The following is a 24,169-nucleotide window of genomic DNA, read 5'->3' on the forward strand; positions in this document are numbered from 1 at the left end:
GTGCGCGAAGCGCGCGTGGGGGTCGCGGTCATACCACCTCCTTGCGCGTCGTGGTGTCACGGCAAGCCGCGCCCGCCTTGGCAGTGACCAGCAGGAACTTCTGCATGTCCCAGGCCCCCGTCGGACAGCGCTCGGCGCACAGGCCGCAGTGCAGGCAGACGTCCTCGTCCTTGGCCATCACGCGGCCGGTCTTCAGGCCGCCCTCCACATAGATGTCCTGCATCAGGTTCAGCGCCGGCGCGTTGAGCCGCTCGCGCAGGTCGTCGCCGTTCTCCGTGAAGGTGATGCAGTCCATCGGGCAGATGTCCACGCAGGCATCGCACTCGATGCAGAGCTTGGGCGCGAAGACCGTCTGCACATCGCAGTTCAGGCAGCGCTGCGCTTCCTTGAAGGCCGTGGCGGCGTCGAAGCCCAGTTCGACCTCGACCTTGATGCTGGCCAGCGCGATGTTGGCAGCCGTCCAGGGCACCTTGCTGCGCAGGTCGTTGGTGATGGCGTTGTCATAGCTCCACTCGTGGATGCCCATCTTCTGGGACACGAGGTTGACATGGGGCGGCGGGCGCTGCGTGACCGGCTCGCCGTGCAGCAGGCGGTCGATGCTGACGGCAGCCTCATGGCCGTGGGCGACGGCCGTGATGATGTTCTTCGGTCCGAAGGCTGCGTCGCCGCCGAAGAAGACATGGGGCAGCGAGGACTGGAAGCTCTGCGCGTTGAGCACCGGCAGGCCGTGCTCGTCGAAGGCGATGCCCGAGTCGCGCTCTATCCACGGGAAGCTGTTCTCCTGGCCGACGGCAATCAGCACCTCGTCGCAGGGGATGACGATCTCCTCGCCGGTCTGTGCCTTCTTGAAGCGCATGCCGGTCAGCTTGCCGTCGACATGCTCGAAGGCCAGCGGCACATGGAAGTCGAGGATGGGGATGCCCTCGTGCTCGGCGTCCTCCTTCTCCCACGGCGAGGCCTTCATCTGCGCATAGCCGCTGCGCACGGTCACGGTGACGGACGAAGCCCCCAGACGCCGCGCCGAGCGGCAGCAGTCCATGGCCGTGTTGCCGCCACCGAGCACGATGACGCGGGGCGCGACGCTCGTCACGTGGCCGAAGCTGACGCTGGCCAGCCAGTCGATGCCGATATGGATCTGCTCGGCGGCCTCCTGGCGGCCCGGCAGCGGCAGGTCACGGCCACGCGGGGCGCCACAGCCGACAAAGACGGCGTCGAAACCCTCCCCCAGCAGCGCCTTCATCGAATCGATGCGCTGGCCAGCGCGCCACTCGACGCCCAGGCCGAGGATGTAACCGCATTCTTCGTCGATGACGCGCTCGGGCAGTCGGAAACGCGGGATCTGTGTGCGGATGAAGCCACCGGGCTTGGCCTCGCCGTCGAAGACGGTGACGGCATAGCCTTCCAGGGCCAGGTCACGCGCCACCGCCAGCGAGGCCGGCCCCGCGCCCACGCAGGCCACGCGCTTGTTCTTGCGCGCGGCGGGCTTGGGGATCATGGCGCGGAAACCGTCGCTCTTGTTATCCGCCGCCACGCGCTTCAAGCGGCAGATGGCGACCGGCTCCGGCTTGGCCGCCTGCTTTTCTTCCACGCGACCGCGCCGGCAGGCCGGCTCGCAGGGCCGGTCGCAGGTGCGACCGAGCACGCCGGGAAAGACGTTGCTGACCCAGTTGACCCAATACGCCTCGTCATGCCGCCCCTGCGCGATGAGGCGGATGTATTCGGGCACCGGCGTGTGTGCCGGGCAGGCCCATTGGCAATCGACGACCTTGTGGAAATAGGCCGGGTCCGAGATATCGGTCCGCTGCACGGTGTCTCCTCCGTGGTGCGCTTTGTGCGGCGAGTCTAGGACTCCCGTTCCCTCCTCGACTCTGTGGAAACCCTTTGCATCGTGGGGATGGCGGGAGCCCCCGCTCCTGCTCAGCATCACTGCGCCCATTTCGGGCGCAAGGAGATTCGACATGGCTTCTGGTTTCAAGCGGGCCTGGCGCGTGGCGGTGCTCGCCATCGGTCTGGCCACGGCGGGCCTCGCCCAGGCCGCCAACGACTATTTCCTGCAGATCGACGGCATTCCCGGCGAGTCGACCGACAAGGACCACAAGGACTGGATCGACATCGAAAGCTTTTCCTGGGGCCTGACCCTGGTCAGCAGCGGGGGCATCGGCAAGGCCAGCTTCTCCGACCTGGCCTGGGCCCAGCATGTCGACGTCTCGACACCCAAGTGGTTCCTCGCCGTCGCGTCGGGCAAGCACGTCAAGACGGTCACGCTGGACGTGGTCAAGGTATCCGCCGGCCGCAACGACTCCTTCTTCCAGATGATCTTCAGCGACACGCTGGGCAGCAGCCTGCACATCAGCGGCGGCGGGGGCGACCTCTTCGCCAGCGCCTCCATGACCTCGGGCGAGATCGTGAAACTGCGCTACCGGCCGCAGGACGACAAGGGCGGCTTCGGGGCCTGGGTGGAGGGCAGCTTCAACCTCAAGACCAACTCGTCCACGGCCATCTTCAGCGGCGACGAGACCGTGCTGATGGGACTGTTCGGCTCGGGTGGCAGCATCGCCTTTGACGCCGGTGCGGTCACGCCCGTGCCGGAACCGGCGAACGCCCTGCTGCTGCTGGGTGGCCTGGCGGCCCTCGCGGGGCTCAGGCTGCGGCGGCGCGCCTGAAGCGCCAGGGTCGAACCTGGGCGGCGGCCAGCGTCACCGCCCAGCAGATCCAGGCCGTCCACATCGTGTGGCTGGGGTAGTGGGCGCCACGCAGCATCTGCCCCAGGCCATAGACGACGCCCAGCCCCACGCAGGCCAGCACCCAGGCGCGGGCGGCGCGCGGGTAGGCCCGTGCCAGGGCCCAGCCGCCGCTCAAGTAGGCGAAAGCGGCACTCGCGTGGCCGGACGGGAAGCAATGCCCGCCCCCGCCGTCACGCGTGCCCAGCACCCAGTGCGAAACATAGTGGGCCACGCCGCCGAATTCGGCCAGGTCCCAGGGGCAGCTCGTCAGGCTGACGCGCTTCATCAGGGAGATGACGCCCAGGCAGACCAGCGTCGTCACCAGCCACCAGCGCCGGTCGGCCCGGCTCAGTGCGGGCAGCAGCCGGGGCAGCAGATTGAGCAGGACGATGAAGCCCATCGCGACATAGGAGACCAGGCGCCCGCCCTCGTGGATGAGGACGCGCGTGACCCAGGCCTCGCGCAGCGCAAAACCGCTGGCGTCCCCGGCCAGGCGCACGGCCCAGAGGTCGAGGTGGCTCAAGTCCCAGGCCAGCAGCGCCAGCAGGGCCATCCCCATCGCCAGGGTGCCAGCCGGCAGGGCCCTGGCGCGCACGGGGCGGTCTAACAGCTCGGTCTGCATAGCCGCCCATTGTGTTGAGAGCGCAGGGGTTTGGCTTGCTGCTGGCTGGCAAATCGCACCCGTGCAGACCCCAATAGCCTCGCCAGGCGGCCGGAAATCACGCCGGTTACGCCGCGCAAGCGCTTGTCTACACTGGCCGCATGAGTTCTCCCGTCTTTGCCGCCGAGCGCGCCGTGCGCATCGGCCGTCAGGCGCTCGAGGTCGAGGCCCGCGCCCTCGCCGAGCTGGTGCCCCGCCTGGGCGACGCCTTTGCGGGCGCCATTGAGCTGGTGCTGGCCTGCCGTGGCCGCGTCGCCGTCATGGGCATGGGCAAGAGCGGCCATGTGGGCCGCAAGATTGCCGCCACGCTGGCCTCCACCGGCACGCCCGCCCTCTTCGTCCATCCGGCGGAGGCCGCCCATGGCGACCTCGGCATGGTCACCGGCGGCGACGTCGTGCTGGCCCTGTCCAACTCCGGCGAGAGCGACGAGCTCAACGCCATCCTGCCCGTCCTCAAGCGCCTGGGCATTCCCATCATCGCGATGACCGGCCGCGCCGAATCCAGCCTCGCGGCCCATGCCGACGTCGTGCTCGACAGCGCCGTCGCCGAGGAGGCCTGCCCGCTGCAGCTCGCCCCCACGGCCAGCACCACGGCCCAGATGGCCCTGGGCGACGCGCTGGCCGTGGCGCTGCTGGATGCGCGCGGCTTCAAGGCCGAGGACTTCGCCCGCTCCCACCCCGGCGGCGCCCTGGGCCGCAAGCTGCTGACCCATGTGCGCGACCTGATGCGCAGCGGCGACGCCCTGCCACGCGTGGCGGCCGACATGGGTTTCACCGACCTGATGCGCGAGATGAGCGCCAAGGCCCTGGGCATGGCGGTGATCGTCGATGCCGAGGACCGCGTCCAGGGCATCTTCACCGACGGCGACCTGCGCCGCCTCGTCGAGCAGGGCCGCGACCTGCGCGCCCTCACCGCCGCCGAGGTCGCCCACGCCAAGCCGCGCACCGTCGGCGCCGAGGCGCTGGCCGTCGATGCGGCCGACCTGATGGAAGCCGCGCGCATCACCGTCGTCCTCGTCGTCGATGCCGAGCAGCGCCTGCTGGGCGCCATCAGCATCAACGACCTGATGCGCGCGAAAGTGATCTGATGCAGCCCGCACTGAAATTCCCGCCCGAACTCCTCGTCAAGGCGCAAGGCCGCGGCCTGGCCATCAAGCTCGCCATCTTCGACGTCGACGGCGTGCTGACCGACGGCCGCATCTACATCAGCGAGCGCGGCGAGGAGTTCAAGGCCTTCCACACGCTGGACGGCCATGGCCTGAAGTCGCTGCAGCAGGCGGGCATCACGCCGGTCATCATCACCGGCCGCGACAGCCCGGCCGTGCGCCGTCGCGTCGCCGACCTCGGCCTGTCGCATGCCCTCTACGGTGTGAAGGACAAGCTGGCCGCCGCCGAGCCGCTGCTGGCCCAACTGGGCGCCAGCTGGGACGAGGTCGCCGTCATGGGCGACGACTGGCCCGACCTGCCGCTGATGCTGCGCGCCGGCTTCGCCTGCGCCCCGCCCGGCGCCCACGCCGAGGTGCTGGCCATCGCCCACCACGTCACCCAGGCTGCCGGCGGCCATGGCGCCGCGCGCGAGTACTGCGACGTGCTGCTGATGGCGGCCGGCCACTACGAGCGCCTGCTCAATGCGCATCACGACACGCTGGATGGGGGCAAGACCCCGTGACTCCAGTGGCCCTGCCCGCTCCCGCTCCACGTCGTCAAAAGTCCCGGCCGCTGCTGTGGCGGGCGCAGACCCTGCTGTCCAACTATCTGCCGCTGCTGCTGATGGCCGTGCTCGCCAGCGGCACCTGGTGGCTGGTGAAGAACACGCCGCTGATCGATGCGCCGGGTGAGGTCGCGCCGCTGCGTCATGTGCCGGACTACCGCATGGCCAACTTCGAGATCCAGCGCATCGCCGCCGATGGCCGCCTGCATGTGCAGATCGCCGGCGCCGAATTGCGCCACTACCCGGACACCGACACCGTCGAGATCGACCAGGCACGCGTGCGCGCCATCGCACCCGACGGCAGCCTGGCCATCGCCGAGGCTAAGCGCGCCATCAGCAATGGCGACGGCAGCGACATGCAGCTGATGGGCAATGTGCATCTGCGCCGCCTGCCACCCGGTGCCGGCGAGAACGCACCGGCCCAGCTCGAGGTGCGCGGCGAGTTCCTGCAGGCCCTGTCCAACAGCGAAGTGCTGCGCTCCCACCTGCCCGTCACCATCCGCCAGGGCGGCTCGACGCTGAACGCACAGAACTTCGAATACCGCCACCTGACCGGCCAGGTCAGCTTCACCGGCAAGGCCCAGGGACAGATCTCGGCAAAGGGCGGCAAATGAGCGCCGAGCGCCGGGCCGCCCCAAGCCGGCGCTGCATCCCCGCGGGGGCTGAGGCCGGACACATGGCGCCCAGTGGGCGGCATGTGCCTGCCGAAGAGCCGCGGCACCCGCCGAGGCGCGGCCTGCAAGGCCGGCGCGCGTACCCGCGAGACGAGGGGCTCACATGACTGAACTGGTCTTCATCACCGGCGCCTCCAGCGGCATCGGCCAGGCCCTGGCGCTGCGCTACTACCGCGACGGCGCCCGCCTGGCCCTGGTGGCACGGCGCACCACCGAGGTCGAGCGCTGGGCGGCCGAGCAGAAGCTCGACGCCGGGCGCTTCAAGGTCTATGGCGCCGACGTGGCCGACCTCGACGCCATGGCCCGCATCGGCCGCGAGTGCATCGCCGCCCAGGGTCTGCCCGACGTCGTCATCGCCAACGCTGGCATCAGCATCGGCATGGACACGGCCCACTTCGACGATCTCGAAGTGATGCGCCGCACCTTCGAGACCAACAACGTCGGCCTCGCCGCCACCTTCCACCCCTTCGTCGCGGCGATGAACGAGCGCCGCTCGGGCACGCTGGTCGGCATCGCCAGCGTGGCCGCCATCCGCGGCCTGCCGGGGCATGGCGCCTACTGCGCCAGCAAGTCGGCCGTCGTCGCCTACTGCGAAAGCCTGCGCGGCGAATGCCGGCCTTTCGGCGTCAGTGTCGTCACGATCCTGCCGGGCTATATCGACACGCCGTTGACGCGCGGCAACCGCTATTCCATGCCCTTCCTGATGCAGGTCGAGGACTTCGCCGACCAAGCCGTGCGCACCATCCGCGCCCAGGTCAGCTACCGCGTCATCCCCTGGCAGATGGGCGTGATGGCCAAGCTGCTGCGCCTGCTGCCCAACTGGCTCTATGACCGTGCGTTAGGGAGCCGGCCGCGCAAGAAACGGGCGAGCGAATAGGGCTGTTCACAGCCCGCGTGCCGTGGCTACACTGCGCGCCTTCGGACCGAGAGCTGCCCGACGCAGCTGAGGAGGACATCATGGCCAAGGTGCTTCACCCCTGCTAAGCCCGCGCGCTGAACATCGCTTCAGCGCCGCTCGCTGGCTGCCGCAACGTCGATCGACTGCGCCAGCCCATTGATCCCCGCAGCCGCCTGCATGGCGGCCGATCTCGGACCACGTCATGACATTCCGCCTTCTTGGCCCGGGCCTTGCCCTGGGCCTTTGCGCCCTGGCCCTGCCCGCCTGGGGCAACGCCCCCGAACTTGCCCACCCCACCGCGCTGCGCCTCACCACCGGCGAGGCCGCACCCGTCATCGATGGACGCCTCGACGACACCGCCTGGCAACGCGCCCCGGTCTACGAACGCTTCGCGCAATTCCTGCCCGCCGACAAGCAGGCGGCGCGCTGGCGCACCACCGTGCAGGTCCTCGTCACCGAGGACGCCCTGGTCTTCGGCATCCGCGCCTGGGATCCCGAGCCGGGCCGCATCCGCGCACCGCTGGCGCGGCGCGATCAGGTCAAGGCCGACCAGGACTTCATCGCCGTCTTCATCGACCCCGTGGGCCACCGGCGCACGGCGCAGTACGTGCGCGTCAGCGCGGCCGGCGGCGTCGAGGACGGGCTGTTCGCCGCCGAGGAGGACACCGAGGATTCGGCGCCCGACTTCGACATCGACGCCGCCGCCACTCGGCTGCCTGATGGCTACAGCATCGAATTGCGCTGGCCGCTCGCCGCGCTCAGGTTCCCGCATGCCGGTGGCGCGCCCTGGCGCGTCATGGTCGCGCGCAACATCCCGCGCGAGGACCGCACCCTCAACGTCAGCTCGCCCGCCCTGACCAAGGATGCGCTGAGCTTCATCGCGGAACTGCAGCCGCTGGACGCGCTGGGAGACCTCGTCGAACAGGTGCGCGAGCGCAGCTTCATCAGCTTTCGCCCCGAACTGACGCTGCGTAGCACGCGCGACAGCAGCGACGCTGACGGCACGCGCCGCTCGCGCAAGGCCTCGCTGGGTGCCGAGTTCAAGTGGCGGCCACGCGCCGACTGGGTCATCGACGCGACGCTGAACCCCGACTTCTCCCAGGTCGAGATCGACGCGCCCCAGCTCGCCGGCAACACCCGCTTTGCGCTGAGCGTGCCCGAGAAGCGCCCCTTCTTCCTGGAGAGCGCCGACGTCGTCGGTCCGACCCAGCCGGATGAATCGGGCGAGAACCGCAGCCTCGCGGCCTTCTACACGCGCGCCATCACCGACCCCGACTGGGGCCTGCGCGCCACCTGGCGCGGCGCCGGCGCCGAGGCCACGGCCCTGCACCTGCGTGACGCCGGCGGCGGGACCCTGCTGCGTGCCGGTGCCTTCGCGACGCGCAGTGGCGTGCAACCGCGCGGCTCGCAGGCCAGCTTCGCGCGTGGCCGCACGCAGCTTGGTGGCCTGGGCCTGGCGGGCCTGGTGTCGCTGCGCGACTTCGGCAACGGCTTGACGACCCGCGTCGTCGGCAGCGACGGCGTCTGGCGCGCCGGCGACAGTGACCAATGGCGCGGCCACCTGCTGCTGTCGGACACGACCCTGGGCCTCGACGCCAATGGCCAGGTGCTGCGCGTGGCCCCCGAGCGCGGCCACCGCGCCTGGGCGGCCTGGCGCCACCGCGACGCGAACTGGGTCGCCAACGTCAACGTCGAGGAGATCAGCCCGCGCTTCGCCAACGACAACGGCTTCGTCAGCCAGAGCGGCGTGCGCCGCGCGTCGGCCTTCGGCTATCTGCGCATGGGCCCGCGGGAGTTCGCCGGCATCGACATGCACGACCACGAGATCCAGCTGAAAGCCCAGGAGACGCGCACCCTGGCCGACCCGCTGCTGGGCGTCGCCGCGGGTCAGGTCGTTGACCGGCTCTTTCAGCCGGGCTTCTGGTTCGCCAGCGCCCGCAACACCGGCGTCTGGGGCCATGTCGGCATGGACAGCCACCGCGCCAGGAGCGGCGGCCGCTTGCACCCGACGCGAACCCTTGTGCTCGGCATGGAATCCAATCCCGGTGAGGTGTTGAACTACGTCAACGCCGAGGTCGAATGGGGCCGGCGCCTGGACGTCGACGCCGATCGCGTCGGCCTCGGGGCCCAGGTTCAGACCCAGGCCCAGATGCGCCTGCCGCTGCCGTCATTCCTGGGTTCAGGGCTGTGGCTGGAGCTGGAGCAGCGCCTGGGGCTGGCCTGGGTCGACGCGCCCGACGGCCGCCGCGCCTTCACCGACCGCAGCGCCCAGAGCCTGGTCGTGCTGCACCTGAGCCCCCGCGACTCGGTGCGCCTCATCCATCAGCAGACCCGCTTCAACCGCCGCGACGACGCCGGCACGCAACTGGCGGCCCAGGATGACAGGGGGCGGGTGCTGTCCCTGATGTTCCAGCACCGCGTCGGCCTGAGCCGCATCCTCAGCCTGGGCCTGAACCGGGCCCGCGAGCAGCCGGGCGGCGTGCGGGCGAACGAACTCTTCGCGAAAGCGACTCTCGGCTACTAGGGCCCGTGGCCTTAGTGCCACCAGGCCCTAGAGAGACAACCCTAGAAAAGACAAAGCGCCCGAAAGGGCGCTTTGCTCAATCTCTTGCGAGGCTGGGAGGATCAGTAGCCGCCCGAACGGCCACCGCCGCCGTAGCCACCACCGCCACCGCCGTAGCCGCCACCGCCGCCGCCGGAACGGCCACCGCCGCCGTAGCCGCCACCACCGGAGCGGCCACCGCCGCCGCCGCCACCGTAGCCGCCACCACCACCGTAGCCGCCACCGCCGCTACCGCCGCCGCCGTAGCCGCCACCGCCACCGGAACGGCCACCGCCGCCACCGCCGTAGCCGCCGCCACCACCGAAGCCGCCGCCGCCGGAGCGGCCACCGCCACCACCGAAGCCGCCCGGACGCTCTTCACGAGGACGAGCCTCGTTAACGACGATGGCGCGGCCTTCAAGGGCCTGGCCATTCATGCCGTTGATGGCTGCTTGCGCCTCAGCGTCCGAACCCATTTCGACGAAACCGAAACCCTTGGAACGGCCCGTCTCGCGGTCCATCATGACCTTCGCAGAGGTCACCGTACCAAATTGACCGAACGATTCTTGCAGCGATTCGTCACGCACGCTGTAGGCCAGATTGCCCACATAAAGCTTGTTTCCCATGGGGAAGCCCTTCTCTTCTCAAAACCAAAAAACCATGTGGACTTTCAACCCATCGTGAACCATTCAAGCGAAGGTGCGGCGTCCAGACACAGGCAATTGATTATGGTGGCGGGGTCCTGCGATTGCGGAACGCCACTCCGGCAAGTGTTGTTTTTCAGAGCTAGCACAAACCCTGGCGCCTGGGAGCCATCACCGTTTCGTCATCGATACCATGCCGCCCGTGCCCGAATTCATGACGTCCAGCCTGCTCTCCGCCCTGTCCCGCGTCCTCGCCAGCGTCGACGCTTTGCGCAATCTGCGCGCCCTCTACGCCCTGCTGGCCAGCTTTTGCTTCGCCGGCCTGCTGGTGGCGATGGCCCAGTCGGCCTTGGTGCGCGAACAGAATCTGCTGAGCGCGGTCTGGCTGGGCCTGGGTTTGGCTGTCGCTTTTTTTGGCGTCAATGCGACGGGGCTGATGTTGATGGACCAGGCGCGCGGCCTGCCGGTGCGTGACCCCCAGGACGCGCTGGCCGATGCGCTGCGCAGCGGTCACCGCGTGCTGCTGGCCCTGCTGGCCTGCCTGGCACTGGCCGGCGCCGTGGTGCTCATCCTGGCCGGCCTGCTGTGGGCGACCCGCTGGCCGCTGGTCGGCGCGCCGCTGCTGGCCTTGGTGCTGCCGGTGGGCGTGCTGGCACTGGGCGGCGTCAGTTTTGTGCTGGTCGTTCTCGTCGGGCCGCTGGCCGGGCCGGCGGTCTGGGCCGGGCGGCGCAGCGCCGGCGTGCTGGGGTTTCTGCGCGAACGCCTGCGCCATGGCCTGCCCGAAACGGCCCTGCTGATGGCCGCCGTCTACCTGATGACGGCGCTGGCCACGGCGGCGATCAGCTTCGTCGTCGTCAGCGGTGGGCGGCTGGTGGCCGGTCTGGCCATCCTCGGTGCCGGCGTGGAGCTGCCCGCCAACCAGCTGCTGGCCGGTGTCATGGGCCTGGGGCCTCGTGGCCTGGGCGCCAGTGGTGTGCCGCTGCAGGGCGGGTCTCTCGGCCTGGCGGCGCTGATTGGCGGTGGCGTCGTCTTCGCCATCGCGCTGGTGCTGCCGACCCTGGTCTGGTTGCGCGGCTGCTGTGCCGTCTACCTGGCTGTGACCGAGGCTGAATGAAGCCGCGCATTGCCAGCCTGGTGCCCAGCGCGACCGAAACGCTGGTGGCCCTGGGCCTCGGCCCCCACCTCGTGGCCCGAACGGGCTTCTGCATCCACCCGGCCGGGGCCGTCGCGGCCGTGCCCAAGGTGGGCGGCACCAAGGACGTCAATCTCGCCAAGCTGAAGAAGCTCGCGCCCACGCATGTGATCGTCAATGTGGACGAGAACCGGCTGGAGACGGCCGAAGCGCTGCGTGAGTTCGTGCCCGAGGTCATCGTGACCCACCCGAGCCGGCCCGAAGACAACCTCGTGCTGTTCGAGCAGTTGCGCGCGGCCTTTGCCGGGGAGCCGGGCGTCAACGAGAGCGCCGCCGCGCTGTCGGCCGAGTTCCGGGCGGCGCTGGCCCGCTGCCGTCGCCGAGCCTGGCCCGGCGAGAAGGTGCTCTATCTGATCTGGCGCGACCCGTGGATGACGGTGGCCCGCGACACCTACATCTCGACGCTGCTGGCCGAATGCCGCTGGCAGACTTGGCCGGCGGTGCTCGGGGGCGAACATGGCGCCGGCCGCTACCCAGCCCTGACCGGCGACGAAACCTGGCTTCTCGACATCGACAGGGTGCTGCTCAGCTCCGAGCCCTACCGCTTCGGCCCCGAGCATCTTGCGCAAGCTCTAGGCCTGTGCCCGCAGGCAAGCGTGCAGCTCGTCGACGGTGAACTGCTGAGCTGGTGGGGTTCACGCGGCGCCGCGGGGCTGGACTATCTGTGCAGCCTCAGCGCGACCAGTCGATGCGATCAAGCAGCGACTTGAGTTTTTCGGCCTTGACGGCATTGAGCTGAGCCGCCCAGGCCACGCGGCCCTGCAGATGGGCGCGCCAATCGGCATGGCCGTCGCGGTTCTGTGTCGCGGGTCCGTCGACGACGCAGCGGTGCAGCATGGCCTTGAGCCGATCGAACTCGTCGCGCGGCAGGTTGGGCCGCGCGTTGACGACGATGCCGCAGACCGCCTGGCGCTGCGCGGGGCCCAGGCTGCGGGTCTTGCGCGGGTTGATGACAAAGCCCTCGTCGGCCGCGATGGCAGCGACCCAGGCCGAGATGGCCCGCGTTGGCAGGCTTGCGGGTCCGGAGACGACGAGATCGTCCGCATAGCGGCTGTAGCGCGCGCCAAAGCTGCCGGCCAGACCGGTCAGGCGTGCGTCCAGGCCAAAGGCACAGAGATTGGCCAGGGCCGGTGAGGTGGGCGCGCCCTGGGGCAGATGGGCGTCGCGCAGGCGCTGCTTCTGCAACCAGCTCAGCCGCGTCTCGCTGCGCAACCAGGCCTCGGGCGCGGACGTGGTGCACAACGCCGTCAACGAGCGGGCTACGGCCGTCGAATAGCCCAGGGTCTTGAAGAGGGCATGGACGCGTGCGGCGCTCACCGTCGAGAAGAAGTCGCTCAGGTCGAAGCGCAGGACCCGCCCCTGGCCGGCATGCAGGGCCGCGTGCTGCACGACCGAGCGGCCGGGCGTGTAGCCGAAGGCCGCATCGTGGGGCGGCAGCCCGTCCAACAACTGCGTCAGCAGGCGGCGCTGCACGGCAAGCAGATACGGCGCGGGCACCTCCAGCAGCCGCCAGCCGGCGCCGTCGCCGCGCTTGGGGATCAGCGCCTGGCGATAGTGCTGCTGAATCAACGGCCGGCGGCGCTGCCAGTCGGCCGGCAGCGTCAACCGCCACAGGCCGGCCGGCGTCAGCCCCAGGCCACGGGCCAGTGCACCGACGGTGGGCCAATGCGGGCGCTCCAGGCCGGCGGGCGCTGGCGTCAACCCGTCGGGCGAACGTAGCAGCCAGCGGCGGGCCTCGGGTCTTGCCTTGCTGGCCCAGGCCCTGGCAAAGCCCGTGTGCGCTTCGACGCGCCGACCCAGGGCCTGCACGTCCAGCTGCCGCCAGACCTCGCCCGGCACACGCGCCATCGCGTGCGCCAGCGCCGCGAGCCAAGGCGGACGCCCCGCCAGGCAAACAGCCATGCGCGCCGCCAACCCGTCCTCGTGACGAGCGCCGGCAAGCATCGCGCGGGCCAAGGCCCGAGCCGTCATCGTGCGGGCGTGATCCACCCTTTGGGGTCTCCCTGCGAAAAGGCGCGGCGCGCTGCCCGAGCGACGGGTGATGCGTGAGGACCCTGGCGCCTTCGCGCCATGCACTTCACGCCCTGCTGGACGAGAGATTCAAGACCCCCGGGGTTGCCCCGGAGTGCTTGCCCTGGAAGGCTTGCAAAGACCTCGGACTGCGGCCGCGGGCGGATGATAAGGAGCTGGCTCACAGCTGACTCACAATCGCCCGCCATGGACATCTACAAGCCCCTCGTCGCGCTGCTGGCCATCGTGAATCCGGTCGGCGTGGTGCCTTTCTTCATCCACTTCACGTCCGCCTTCTCGCGCACGCAGCGGCGCAAGACCATCCTGGTCAGCGCCAGCACCGCCGGCATCGTCATCGCGCTGAGCGCGCTGTTCGGGCTGAAGATCATCGAGTTCTTCGGCATCTCCCTGGCCAGCTTCCAGGTCGGCGGCGGCTGCCTGCTGTTGATCAGCTCGCTGCAGATGTTGAACGCCCAGCCGGCCGAGGCGCGCAAGGAGGATGTGTCCGAGGGCAACACCAAGGCCGACGCCGGCGCCAGCATCGCCGTCGTGCCGCTCGCCATCCCGCTGCTGACCGGCCCGGCCACCATCTCCACCATGGTCATCTATGCCGACAAGACGCGCGTCTGGTGGGAGCTGGCCGTGCTGTGCGGCTATGGCGTCGTCGTCGCGCTGGTGACCTTCATCGTCTTCTCGGCCAGCAGCAAGATCGCCAAGGTGCTGGGCCAGACCGGCATCAACATCATGACGCGGTTGATGGGCCTCATCCTGGCCGCGCTGGCGGTGGAACTGCTGGCCGACGGCCTCATCAAGCTCTTCCCCGTGCTGGCCGCGCGAACCGTGGGTTGATCGTGAAGCCCCTCGTCCAAGGACTACCTTGGCCGGCCCCCCCGAGGGGACGGCGATGCTTGCGGCGTTGAGCCGCAAGCACATCGCCCAAGGCGGGCCGGCTAGGGAGCGGCCCGGCGCTCGGCCCGCGCAAACGCAACGGAAGGCTGTCATGACCCTCTTCAATCTGCCGCCGATCTGGACGGCACCAATGGCCAGCGAGGCGTCCAGCGCGGCACCGTCGAAAGGCTGGCGCGCTTGATCCTGCTGCTGGAAGACGATCCCGCCATCGCGGACACGGTCGCCTTCGCGCTGAGGCGCGAGGGCTTCGTCGTCGAGCACCGCGCGTGGCTGGCCGAGGCCCGCGAGCGCCTCAGGCAGGCGCCCGCACCCGAGCTGCTCATCCTCGACATCGGCCTGCCCGACGGTCATGGCCTGGACCTGTGCCGCGAGCTGCGCAGCGGGCCGCTGGCCCAGCTGCCCGTCATCGTGCTGAGCGCCCGCAGCGAGGAAATGGATCGCGTGCTCGGCCTGGAGCTGGGGGCCGACGACTATCTCGCCAAGCCCTTCAGCCCGCGCGAGCTCGTCGCCCGCGTGCGCGCCCTGCTGCGCCGAGCCCAGGCCGCACCGGCACCCACGCTGGGCTTCGCGATCGATGGCTCACGGGTCAGCCTGGACGGCGTACCGCTCAGCCTCACCAAGCTGGAGCTCGGCCTGCTGACGCATCTGCTGCGCGCACCCCGGCGCATCCACAGTCGCGACACGCTGCTGGACGCCGTCTGGGGCAGCAGCGCCGAGAGCACCGACCGCACCGTTGACACCCACATCAAGACGCTGCGCGCCAAGCTGCGTGAGGCCGCGCCGGGCCGCGACCCGATCAAGACGCACCGCGGTCTCGGCTATTCCCTGGAGCTCTGATGAGACTGGGGCTCCGCGTCTTCTTCGGCTTCTTCCTGATCGCCGGCCTCAGCGCCATGCTGCTGCTCAAGGTCTTCCTGGCCGAGGTCAAGCCCAGCGTGCGCGAGGTCATGGAAGACCTGATGGTGGACACGGCCCATCTGCTGGCCGAAACCGCCGCCGACGAGATGGACTCGAACGGTCTCAAACCAGGCAGCCAGCTCACCGCGCAATTGCAGCGCTATGTGAAGCGCGAGGTCGACGTGCCGATCTGGGGGCTGCGCAAGCAGAGCCTGGACCTGCGCCTGTACGTGACCGACGCGCGGGGCCAGGTGGTGGCGGACTCCGGCCAGCCCTCGGCCGTGGGCCAGGACTACTCGCAATGGCGCGACGTGGCGCTGACGCTGCGCGGCGACTACGGCGCCCGTGCGACGCGCTACTCGGCCGACGACCGCAGCACCATCCTGGTCGTCGCGGCACCCATCCTCAAGGACGGCCGCGCCCTGGGCGTCGTCAGCGTCGCCAAGCCGGTGGCCAGCGTGCAGCGCTTCATCGACCGCGCCGAACGCCGCGTCTTCTGGGCCGGCGCCGCCCTGCTGGCCACCAGCCTCATCGTCGGCGTGGCCGTCACGCTGTGGCTGGTGGCCTCGGTGCGGCGGCTGCGCCTCTATGCGCAGCAAGCCCAGGCCGGCCAGGCCTTCGCGCCGCCGTCCATGCCCGGCGAGCTGGGCGACCTGGCGCATGCGATGGACGACATGCGCCGCCGGCTGGAGGGGCGCGAGCAGCTCGAGCACGATGTGCGCGCGCTGACCCACGAGCTCAAGAGCCCGCTGGCCGCGCTGCGCGCCAGCGGCGAACTGCTGCAGGACGAACTGCCCGCCGCCGACCGCCAACGCTTTGCCGCCCAGGTGCTGGACCAGACGGCCCGCCTGCAGACGCTGGTGGAGCGGGTGCTCGCGCTGTCGCAGCTGGAAGCGCAGGTGGGCCTGGGTGAACGCCAGCACGTCGCACTGGCCGGCTGGGCCGAAAGCCAGCTGGAGCGGCAGGCCCCACGCATCGCGCAGAAAGGTTTGCGCGTTGTCTGGATGGCGCGCGAGGACGTGGCCGTCGACGCCGACCTGGCGCTGCTGGAGCTGGCCTTCGGCAATCTGCTCGTCAACGCCATCGATTTCGCGCCCGCCGGCTCGGCGCTGGAGGTGACCGTCAGCACGACGCCGACCACCGCGCGGCTGACGCTGCGCGACCACGGCCCCGGCGTGCCGCCCGCCGGTTTTCCGCAACTCGGCCAGCGCTTCTTCTCGACGGCCCGGCCGGGCAGCCTGGTCAAGGGCTCGGGCCTGGGCCTGGCCATCGCACGCCGGGTGGCCGAGCTGCACGGCGGCTGGCTGGCGTTCGAGGCGGTCGAGCCCGGCCTGCGCGTGTCGCTCACCCTCCCGCGCTGACTTCACGCACGCTTCACAGACTTCGTCATGCCCTCACCACCGCTGGCGATGCTGGCGGCATGAACAAGCACCCCCTTCTTCTCAAGCTGGTCATCCTGGCTGTCATCACCCTGCTGCTGATCGTCGTGCTGGGCGAAATTCGCGGCCTCGCGCATGAACGCCAGGCCCGGCAGCAGGAGGCCGAGCAGAACGTCGAGCAGTCGCTCGCCGGGCCGCAGACCCTGCTCGGCCCCATCCTCGTCCGCCAATGCTCCGAGATCTTGAATGGCTATCAAAACCGGACCTTCACACACAGGTTGCCGCCCGCCCAACTGCAGGTGAGCGGCGACCTCGTCCCCGACCCACGCCACCGCGGCCTGTTCAAGGTCAACACCTACGCCGGCAAGCTGACGCTGCTGGCGCGTTGGGAGGAAACCTCTGGCCTGACACCGCGGCCCGACAACGCCGGTGGCCGCATCGAATGCGGGGACGTCATCGCGATGTTCTCGGCCCGGGATGCGCGCGGCCTGCGCAAGGTCACGCTGACACGCGATGGCCGTGCCCTGACCGTCAAGCCCGGCACCATGGACTCCGCCTACACCTCGGGCCTGCATGCCATGCTGCAGGCCCCGCAAGCGGGCGAGCGCCTGGAGTTGAAGCTGGTCGTGGACCTGGCCGGCACGCGGAGCCTGGCTGTCGTGCCCGCTGCCAGCGACACCACCATGACGCTGGAATCCAGCTGGCCGCACCCGAGCTTCGGCGGTCGCTTCCTGCCGACGAGCAGCGACGTCAGCGACGACGGCTTCAAGGCGCGTTGGCAGGTCACCGAGCTGGCCAGCAGCGGCGTCGCCGACGTGGTGGCCGGCAAGGGCAATCTCGACACCTTTGCCGTTGACCTGATCGACCCCGTGAACCCCTATGTGATGAGCGACCGCGCCATCAAGTACGGCCTGATGTTCATCGCGCTGACCTTCGTCACCGTCGGCCTGACCGAGCTGCTGACGGGCCGGCGCGTGCACCCGGTGCAGTACCTGCTCGTCGGCCTGGCGTTGAGCCTGTTCTTCCTGCTGCTGCTCAGCCTGTCCGAGCATCTGCCCTTCCTGGTGGCCTATCTGGTCGCCTCGGCCGCCGCCGCCGCGGTGCTGACGCAGTACGCCGCAGCCATGCTGGGGGGCTGGCTGCGCGGCGCGGCCTTCGGCGGCGGCGTGGCGCTGCTCTATGGCGCCCTCTATGTGCTGCTGAGCCGCGAGCAGGCGGCGCTGGCCATCGGCGCCATCCTGCTGTTCAGCGTGCTCGCAACCGTGATGACACTCACGCGCAAGCTTGACTGGTATCGACTGAGCAACGCCAGCGCCGGGTAACGTACGCTAGGGGCTGCATCCCGCAGTCCCCCTCGCACGCCCCGTTAGCGCTCCATGGCCCGTCAAGGTTTCGACTACATCATCGTGGGTGCCGGCACCGCCGGCTGCCTGCTCGCGAACCGGCTCAGCGCCAATCCGGACAAGCGCATCCTGCTCATCGAGGCCGGCGGCAAGGACGACTACCACTGGATCCACATCCCGGTCGGTTATCTCTACTGCATCGGCAACCCGCGCACCGACTGGTGCTTCAACACGGAGGCCGAGGCGGGGCTGAACGGCCGCAGCCTGCGCTACCCGCGCGGCAAGGTGCTGGGCGGCAGCTCCAGCATCAACGGCATGATCTATATGCGCGGCCAGAGCCGCGACTACGAGCACTGGGCCGAGGTGACCGGTGACGACACCTGGCGCTGGGAGCGCGTGCTGCGCGCCTTCCGCAAGCATGAGAACCACTGGCGGCTGGACAACCCCAAGACCGCGCCCGAAGGCTTTGCCGCCGTGCATGGCAACAAGGGCGAGTGGCGGGTCGAGCAGCAGCGCCTGCGCTGGCCCATCCTCGACGCCTTCGCCGCCGCGGCGGCGCAAGCCGGCATCCCGGCCACGAGCGACTTCAACGCCGGCAACAACGAGGGCGTGGGTTATTTCGAGGTCAACCAGAAGAAGGGCCTGCGCTGGAACACGGCCAAGGCCTTCCTGCGCCCCACCACCTTTGGCCGCCCCAATTTCGAGCTGTGGACCGGTGCCCAGGTGCGCAAGCTGCGGCTGATGCGCGACGACATTGGCCTGCGCTGCAGCGGCGTCGAGGTGCTGACGCCGCATGGCGTCGAGCAGCCCTGGCTCAATGCGGGCGGCGAGGTCATCCTGGCCGCGGGCTCGGTAGGTTCGCCGCAGATTCTGCAGCTCAGTGGCCTCGGCCCGGCCGACCTGCTGCAAAGCCTCGGCATCACGGTCGAGCAGCACCTGCCCGGCGTGGGTGCCAACCTGCAGGACCATCTGCAGATCCGAAGCGTCTACAAGGTGGAGGGCGCCARGACGCTGAACACCCGCTCGGCTTCGCTGATGGGCAAGGCCATGATCGGCCTCGAATACGCGCTGCGCCGCAGCGGCCCGATGAGCATGGCGCCGTCGCAGCTCGGCGCCTTCACGCGCAGCAACCCCGAGAAGGTCTGGCCCGACCTGGAATACCACGTGCAGCCGCTGTCGCTGGACGCCTTCGGCGAACCGCTGCACGGCTTCAATGCCTTCACGGCCAGCGTCTGCAACCTCAACCCGACCAGCCGCGGCACGGTGCACGCCACCTCGCCCGACGCGTCGGTGGCACCGGCCATCCGGCCCAATTACCTGTCCACCGAGGCGGACCGCCATGTCGCCGCCCAGAGCCTGAAGCTGACGCGCCGCATCGTGTCGCAGCCGGCGCTGGCCGGCTTCAAGCCCGAGGAATACAAGCCGGGGTCGCAATACCAGACCGACGAGGAGCTGGCCCGCCTGGCCGGCGACATCGCGACGACCATCTTCCATCCCGTCGGCACCTGCCGCATGGGTCGCAGGGAAGACCCCGGCGCCGTCGTCGACTCGCGGCTGCGCGTGCTGGGCGTGGCCGGCCTGCGCATCGCGGATGCGAGCGTGATGCCGACGATCACGAGCGGCAACACGAATTCGCCGACCTTGATGATTGCGGAGAAGTTGTCGGGCTGGCTGACCGCGTGATGCAGGCCTTGCGGCGTTTCATGCGGGCTCTTGGCCTCAGCACCGAGTCTGCCGCGGAACCCGTCGGCAGCGCCCCAGGGCTGGACCCCTTCCTGCAGCGCCACCCGCCCACCGCCAGCCTGACCCGCGCCAGCGCCGGCCAGCTCGCCCGTTACGCCCAGCACCTGCCCGCCCCGCTGCTGACGCTGTGGCAGCAGCACGGTTTCGGCTTCTACGGCAAGGGGCTGGTGCAGCTGATCAACCCTGACGTCTACAGCGAGAACCTGTGGGGTTGGCTGATGCGCGAGGAACCCGACATGGACCGCCTGCCCATCGCGATCAGCGCGATGGGCACGATCTTCTACTACCGCAAGCTCAGCGAGGACGGCGACGAGGACGTGTCCTTCCTGAACCCTCACACCTCGGAGGCCGGCTGCACGGTCTGGTCGCTGGCGCAATTCTTCAACGAATGGCTCTGTGAAGACGAGAACCTCGTCGACCAGCTGCATGCCGAGCAGTTCGATGCAATGGTGGCCAAGGCCGGGCCACTGCAGTGCGACGAGATGTACTTCCACGAGCCGGCGCTGCGGCTGGGCGGTGATGGCGGCCTGGACGGCATTGCTCGCGGCAACGCGCCGGTGCACTTGAGCCTGCTGCTGGAGCTGGCCCTGGGCTAGGCATCCGCGCCGGGCGGTCCATCGCGTCCATCGCGCATGCCCGCGACAATCGGATCTATGTCGTCCCCGTCCCCTCGCGTGCTCGCCGTCATCCCCCCGATGACGCAGCTGAACACGCCCTACCCGTCCACCGCCTATCTGACCGGCTTTCTGCGCTCGCGCGGCGTCGAGGCGCGGCAGGTGGACCTGGCGCTGACGCTGGTGCTGGAACTGTTCTCCCCCGCCGGCATGCCCCGGATCCACGAAGCCGTCCGAGCCCTGCCCGAAGCCAGGCGCACGCCGCAGACCGCCTGGTTTGATGCCGAATTCGCGGCCATCGCCGCCGCCACACCGCGCGTCCTCGGCTTTCTGCAGGGCAACGACCCGACGCTGGCGCATCGCATCAACGCGCGCAGCTTCCTGCCGGAGGGCGCGCGTTTCGCCTCGCTGGACAACTATGTCGACGAGGACGGCGGCGACCCGCTGGCCTGGGCCTTTGGTGCCCTCGGCCTGCAGGACCGCGCCCGCCATCTCGCGACGCTGTTCCTGAACGACCTCGCCGACGTGCTGCGCGACGCCGTCGACGAGCGCTTCGAGTTCGTCCGCTATGCCGAGTCGCTGGCTGCAGCGCAGGCGCATTTCGATCCGCTGGCCCAGGCCCTGGCCGCGCCGCCCAATCTCGTCGACGACACGCTGCACGCGCTGACGCTGGCCGCGCTGGAACAGCACCAGCCCGACGTCGTGCTGCTGTCCGTGCCCTTCCCCGGCTCGGTCTATGCGGCACTGCGCATCGCGCAGACGATCAAGGCCGCACGGCCGAACGTCGTCTGCGTGCTGGGCGGCGGCTATGTGAACACCGAGCTGCGCGAGCTGGCCGAGCCGCGCGTCTTCGACTTCGTCGACTATGTGACGCTGGACGCCGGCGAGCGGCCGCTGCTGGCGCTGCTGGAACATGTCGCCGGCAAACGCTCCAGGACCCGCCTGGTGCGTACGTTCTGGCGCGATGGCGATGCGGTCAAGTACACCAACTTCGTCGAACCCGACATTCCCTTCGACGACGTCGGCACGCCGACCTGGGATGGCCTGCCGCTGGACCGCTATCTGTCGCTGCTGGACATGCTCAACCCCATGAACCGGCTGTGGAGTGACGGGCGCTGGAACAAGCTGACGGTGGCGCATGGCTGCTACTGGAAGAAATGCAGCTTCTGCGACGTGTCACTGGACTACATCTCGCGCTACGAGGCCGCCTCGGCCGAAGTGCTGGTGGACCGCATCGAGGCCATCGTCAGGGAGACCGGCCAGACGGGCTTCCACTTCGTCGATGAAGCCGCGCCGCCGAAGGCGCTGAAGGCCCTGGCCGAGGAGCTAATCCGCCGCGGTGTGGCCATCAGCTGGTGGGGCAATATCCGCTTCGAGAAGACCTTCACCCCCGAGCTCTGCCAGCTGCTGGCCGACAGCGGCTGCATCGCCATCTCGGGCGGGCTGGAGGTGGCGTCGGATCGGCTGCTGAAGCTGATGAAGAAGGGCGTCTCCATCGAGCAGGTGGCGCGCGTGACCAAGGCCTTTGCGGATGCTGGCGTGCTGGTGCACGCCTACCTGATGTACGGCTTCCCCACGCAGACGACGCAGGACACCGTCGACGCGCTCGAATACGTGCGCCAGCTGTTCGAGAACGGCTGCATCCACAGCGGCTTCTTCCACCGCTTCGCCTGCACCGTGCATTCGCCCGTCGGCCTGAACCCGGCGGAGTACGGTGTCACGCTGCAACCCCTGCCCGCCGACGGCCGCTTTGCGAAGAACGACATCGCCTTCGTCGACCCCACGCCCACCGACCACGACGGCCTCGGCCAGGGGCTGAAAAAGGGCCTCTACAACTTCATGCACGGCATCGGCATCGAGCAGGACATCCGCAGCTGGTTCCCGGTGCGCGTGCCCAAGACCACCGTGCCGCGCCGCTTCGTCGAGCGCGCGCTGTCGACAATCAGCTGATGTACACCGCCACCTTCACCTTCGCCAAGGGCGACTACGACGCCGACTTCTTCGCGCTGGACGAGCGCATCGCCGCCGTGGCCCGCGGCATTCCCGGCTACCTCGGCGAGGAGGCCTGGGAGAACGCCGCCACGGGCCTGATCTCCAACGTTTACTACTGGGACTCGATGGAGGCCCTGCAGCAGCTGATGGGCCACCCCGACCACCGCGAGGCCAAACAGGCCCAGGCGCGCTGGCTGAAGGGCTACCAGGTCGTCGTCGCCGAAGTCGTCGGCAGCTATGGCGACGGCGGCATCGCCCATCCGCTGGCCGGCCGGGGCAGCTTCAAAATGCCCGGATGAGCACATCCGCGTCCGTTCACGTCGTCGGCGCCAGCGTCCAGACCGAGCTGCCCGTCATCATTGCCGAACTGGGCCCCATCGCGGACCGCCTGCAGCTCGCGCGCGAGGCCATCGACGAGTTGCGAATCAGCCATCCGCAGTCGCCGGCCTCGAACGTGAAGGCGGCCTATATGAGCCCGTGGAAGAGCCACATGCTCAACGACAAGCTGATGCCGCTGTGCGCCAGCGTCGTGGAGATCGCCAAGGCCGCGGCGCCCAAGGCCTGGTCTGGCGACCTGGACTCCCTGGGGCTGGACCTGCTCGTCACCCACTGCTGGGGCGCCATCTACGAACAGGCCGACTACACGGCGCCGCACAACCATTGGCCGGCCGACCTGAGCTGTGTCGTCTACCTGGAGGCTGAAGCCGGCTGCGCGCCGCTGGTGTTCTCCAAGACCAGCGCCTTCCAGCCGCGGCCGGGCACGCTGATCATGTTCCCCGGCATCACCATGCACGAGGTGCCGGCCACGCCGGGGCGGCGCGTCGTCGTCGCGATGAACCTCTTCAAGCAGCTGGGGCTGGATCCGGTGGCAGCGGCCGCAGGCTGAGCCGGGCACGCAGGCCCGGGCCGACGTGGGCGTCCAGCAGTTCCAGCCGGCCGCCGTGGCGGGCCGCGATGTCGGCCGCGATGGCCAGGCCCAGGCCGCTGCCCGTGCCGCTGGCGCTGCTGCCGCGCCGAAAGCGCTGCATGGCCGCTGGTCGCTCGGCGACCGGAATGCCGGGGCCGTTGTCCTCCACCTCCAGCCACGGGCCGCCCGGCCCGCTGCCGCAACGCACCGTGATGCGCGCCCCCGCGCCGGCGTAGCTGACGGCGTTGTGGATGAGGTTCTCGAGCAGTTCGCGCAGCAGGAAGGAATGCCCCAGGGCCGGCGCCTCGGCCAGCTCGAAGCCCAGGTCGACGCCGATGGGCAGGTCGCGGTGGGCCCAGTCCTGGCCGCTTTCGGTGGCGATGTCGCGCAGGTCCAGCGCATTGCCGACGTCGACGCTGCGGTCCTCGGCGCGCGCCAGTGACAACAGCTGCTGGGCCAGGCGGGCGCTGCGCACGACGCGCTGGCGCAGCCGCTCCAGCAGCGGGTCGACGCGCTGGTCGTGCGGCTCCAGCATGGCCAGCTCGATCTCGGTCTGCAGCGAGGTCAGCGGTGTGCGCAGCTGGTGGGCCGCATCGGCCAGGAATTCGCGCTGCGCCCCGGCCGCACGGGCCAGGCGCTCAAACAGCCGGTTGAAGGCGGCCTGCAGCGGCACGAGTTCGCGCGGCAGGCTGGCCGCCAACGGCGCGAGGCGATGCAGGTCGCGGTGTTCCAGTTCGGCGCTCAGGTCGGTCAGCGGCGCCAGACCCTGGCGGATGGCCCACCAGCCGGCCAGAGCCAGCAGCAGGGCCAGCGCGGCGCCGTTCAGGGCCACCGAACTGCCGATCTCGCGCTGCAGCGCGTCGCGCTTGTGCAGGGTCTCGGCGACGAGGATCTGGCAGACGCCGGTGCCGCAGTCCTGGCCGAGCTGGACGAGGCGCAGCTCGCGCCCGCGCAGCTTCACGTCGCCGTAATAGGTGTGGCCGGCGGCCTGCAGGGCCGGCCGGGGCTGCAGCTCCGCCAGGCCCGCGTCGCCCTGCAGCGCCTCGCCTTGCGGCGACAGCACCAGGTAGAAGACGTCGTCCTGGCGGTCGAAGCGCAGGGCGCGGTCCATGGTCGCGCTGACGTCGATGCGGGGAGCGCCGCTGCGCACGTCGATCTGACCGGCCAGCGTCAGGGCGGTGTCCTCCAGGCCCTCGTCGAGCCAGCTCTGGGCACTGTGCCTGACCTGCTCGTACAGCGCCGTGCCAAGCACCGGCAGGGCCACGAGCAGCGGCAGCATCAGCCAGCCGAACAGCCGCCGCTGCAGGCTGGAGCGCGGCGCTTCAGCCAC

Annotated in this window: 22 protein-coding genes; 17 read left to right on the forward strand and 5 right to left on the reverse strand. The window is 69.8% G+C overall.

Features of this window, described 5'->3' with window-relative positions:
• Nucleotides 1-28: 28 nt before the first annotated feature.
• The gene (locus AC1D2H_RS14970) at nucleotides 29-1,807 is read right to left on the reverse strand and encodes an FAD-dependent oxidoreductase (RefSeq protein WP_477927536.1); all 1,779 of its coding nucleotides are present in this window, start codon (nucleotides 1,805-1,807) and stop codon (nucleotides 29-31) included.
• Nucleotides 1,808-1,958: 151 nt separating this feature from the next.
• Here AC1D2H_RS14970 and AC1D2H_RS14975 point away from each other — a divergent pair, with 151 nt between their 5' ends.
• Nucleotides 1,959-2,663: an Hcp family type VI secretion system effector gene (locus AC1D2H_RS14975; RefSeq protein ID WP_477927534.1), complete on the forward strand. Its 705-nt coding sequence runs from the start codon at nucleotides 1,959-1,961 to the stop codon at nucleotides 2,661-2,663.
• On the opposite strand, the gene AC1D2H_RS14980 is transcribed toward AC1D2H_RS14975, so the two are convergent.
• Nucleotides 2,641-3,345: a phosphatase PAP2 family protein gene (locus AC1D2H_RS14980; protein WP_478011512.1), complete on the reverse strand. Its 705-nt coding sequence runs from the start codon at nucleotides 3,343-3,345 to the stop codon at nucleotides 2,641-2,643. The genes AC1D2H_RS14975 and AC1D2H_RS14980 overlap by 23 nt on opposite strands.
• Nucleotides 3,346-3,485: 140 nt before the next feature.
• Here AC1D2H_RS14980 and AC1D2H_RS14985 point away from each other — a divergent pair, with 140 nt between their 5' ends.
• The 5 genes from AC1D2H_RS14985 to AC1D2H_RS15005 all read left to right on the forward strand — a co-directional run bounded on the left by AC1D2H_RS14985 (nucleotide 3,486) and on the right by AC1D2H_RS15005 (nucleotide 9,191).
• Nucleotides 3,486-4,472 (forward strand): KpsF/GutQ family sugar-phosphate isomerase, encoded by a 987-nt coding sequence (locus tag AC1D2H_RS14985; protein WP_477927530.1) that lies wholly within the window; start codon nucleotides 3,486-3,488, stop codon nucleotides 4,470-4,472.
• Nucleotides 4,472-5,053, forward strand: a complete 582-nt coding sequence (locus AC1D2H_RS14990) for a KdsC family phosphatase (protein WP_477927528.1) — start codon at nucleotides 4,472-4,474, stop codon at nucleotides 5,051-5,053. Before AC1D2H_RS14985 ends, AC1D2H_RS14990 begins: the two co-directional genes overlap by 1 nt.
• A 5-nt stretch (nucleotides 5,054-5,058) precedes the next feature.
• Nucleotides 5,059-5,709 carry an LPS export ABC transporter periplasmic protein LptC gene (gene lptC / locus AC1D2H_RS14995; protein WP_477927526.1) on the forward strand — a complete coding sequence of 217 codons (651 nt, stop codon included), beginning with the start codon at nucleotides 5,059-5,061 and terminating at the stop codon, nucleotides 5,707-5,709.
• Between the two features lie 163 nt (nucleotides 5,710-5,872).
• Complete coding sequence (locus AC1D2H_RS15000; RefSeq protein WP_478011513.1) at nucleotides 5,873-6,646, forward strand: SDR family oxidoreductase; 774 nt, start codon at nucleotides 5,873-5,875, stop codon at nucleotides 6,644-6,646.
• A gap of 223 nt (nucleotides 6,647-6,869) precedes the next feature.
• Nucleotides 6,870-9,191, forward strand: a complete 2,322-nt coding sequence (locus AC1D2H_RS15005) for a carbohydrate binding family 9 domain-containing protein (protein ID WP_478011514.1) — start codon at nucleotides 6,870-6,872, stop codon at nucleotides 9,189-9,191.
• A 101-nt stretch (nucleotides 9,192-9,292) separates the two neighbouring features.
• Here the strand turns inward: AC1D2H_RS15005 and AC1D2H_RS15010 are convergent, their stop codons facing one another.
• Entirely contained in the window at nucleotides 9,293-9,835 is a 543-nt protein-coding gene (locus AC1D2H_RS15010; protein ID WP_478011515.1) for an RNA recognition motif domain-containing protein, read from the reverse strand.
• Nucleotides 9,836-10,055: 220 nt separating this feature from the next.
• On the opposite strand from AC1D2H_RS15010, the gene AC1D2H_RS15015 reads away from it, so the two are divergent.
• Complete coding sequence (locus AC1D2H_RS15015) at nucleotides 10,056-10,967, forward strand: hypothetical protein (RefSeq protein WP_478011516.1); 912 nt, start codon at nucleotides 10,056-10,058, stop codon at nucleotides 10,965-10,967.
• A complete protein-coding gene (locus AC1D2H_RS15020) occupies nucleotides 10,964-11,755 on the forward strand; it encodes a helical backbone metal receptor (protein WP_478011517.1) in 792 nt (263 codons plus the stop codon). Before AC1D2H_RS15015 ends, AC1D2H_RS15020 begins: the two co-directional genes overlap by 4 nt.
• Here the strand turns inward: AC1D2H_RS15020 and AC1D2H_RS15025 are convergent.
• On the reverse strand, nucleotides 11,718-12,947 hold the full coding sequence (locus AC1D2H_RS15025) for a reverse transcriptase family protein (RefSeq protein ID WP_478011518.1): 1,230 nt from the start codon (nucleotides 12,945-12,947) through the stop codon (nucleotides 11,718-11,720). The genes AC1D2H_RS15020 and AC1D2H_RS15025 overlap by 38 nt on opposite strands.
• 315 nt (nucleotides 12,948-13,262) lie before the next feature.
• Here AC1D2H_RS15025 and AC1D2H_RS15030 point away from each other — a divergent pair, with 315 nt between their 5' ends.
• The 9 genes from AC1D2H_RS15030 (at nucleotide 13,263) to AC1D2H_RS15070 (ending at nucleotide 22,818) form a co-directional block, all read left to right on the forward strand.
• Complete coding sequence (locus AC1D2H_RS15030; protein ID WP_477927512.1) at nucleotides 13,263-13,904, forward strand: MarC family protein; 642 nt, start codon at nucleotides 13,263-13,265, stop codon at nucleotides 13,902-13,904.
• A 228-nt stretch (nucleotides 13,905-14,132) separates the two neighbouring features.
• Entirely contained in the window at nucleotides 14,133-14,801 is a 669-nt protein-coding gene (creB, locus tag AC1D2H_RS15035) for a two-component system response regulator CreB (RefSeq protein WP_478011607.1), read from the forward strand.
• Nucleotides 14,801-16,222, forward strand: a complete 1,422-nt coding sequence (creC, locus tag AC1D2H_RS15040) for a two-component system sensor histidine kinase CreC (RefSeq protein ID WP_478011519.1) — start codon at nucleotides 14,801-14,803, stop codon at nucleotides 16,220-16,222. The genes creB and creC overlap by 1 nt, the downstream gene beginning before the upstream one ends.
• A gap of 59 nt (nucleotides 16,223-16,281) precedes the next feature.
• Nucleotides 16,282-17,562, forward strand: coding sequence for a cell envelope integrity protein CreD (gene creD, locus AC1D2H_RS15045; protein WP_478011520.1), 1,281 nt, complete (start codon nucleotides 16,282-16,284; stop codon nucleotides 17,560-17,562).
• Nucleotides 17,563-17,616: 54 nt separating this feature from the next.
• Entirely contained in the window at nucleotides 17,617-19,266 is a 1,650-nt protein-coding gene (locus AC1D2H_RS15050) for a GMC family oxidoreductase (RefSeq protein WP_478011521.1), read from the forward strand.
• Between the two features lie 20 nt (nucleotides 19,267-19,286).
• Nucleotides 19,287-19,922 (forward strand): GAD-like domain-containing protein, encoded by a 636-nt coding sequence (locus tag AC1D2H_RS15055; RefSeq protein ID WP_478011522.1) that lies wholly within the window; start codon nucleotides 19,287-19,289, stop codon nucleotides 19,920-19,922.
• Nucleotides 19,923-19,979: 57 nt separating this feature from the next.
• Complete coding sequence (locus AC1D2H_RS15060; RefSeq protein ID WP_478011523.1) at nucleotides 19,980-21,890, forward strand: B12-binding domain-containing radical SAM protein; 1,911 nt, start codon at nucleotides 19,980-19,982, stop codon at nucleotides 21,888-21,890.
• Entirely contained in the window at nucleotides 21,890-22,231 is a 342-nt protein-coding gene (locus AC1D2H_RS15065) for an antibiotic biosynthesis monooxygenase family protein (RefSeq protein ID WP_477927501.1), read from the forward strand. Before AC1D2H_RS15060 ends, AC1D2H_RS15065 begins: the two co-directional genes overlap by 1 nt.
• A complete protein-coding gene (locus AC1D2H_RS15070) occupies nucleotides 22,228-22,818 on the forward strand; it encodes a 2OG-Fe(II) oxygenase family protein (protein WP_478011524.1) in 591 nt (196 codons plus the stop codon). The genes AC1D2H_RS15065 and AC1D2H_RS15070 overlap by 4 nt, the downstream gene beginning before the upstream one ends.
• On the opposite strand, the gene AC1D2H_RS15075 is transcribed toward AC1D2H_RS15070, so the two are convergent.
• Entirely contained in the window at nucleotides 22,775-24,169 is a 1,395-nt protein-coding gene (locus tag AC1D2H_RS15075) for a sensor histidine kinase (RefSeq protein WP_478011525.1), read from the reverse strand. The genes AC1D2H_RS15070 and AC1D2H_RS15075 overlap by 44 nt on opposite strands.

This window comes from Roseateles sp. P1_C1_2 (assembly GCF_056406535.1).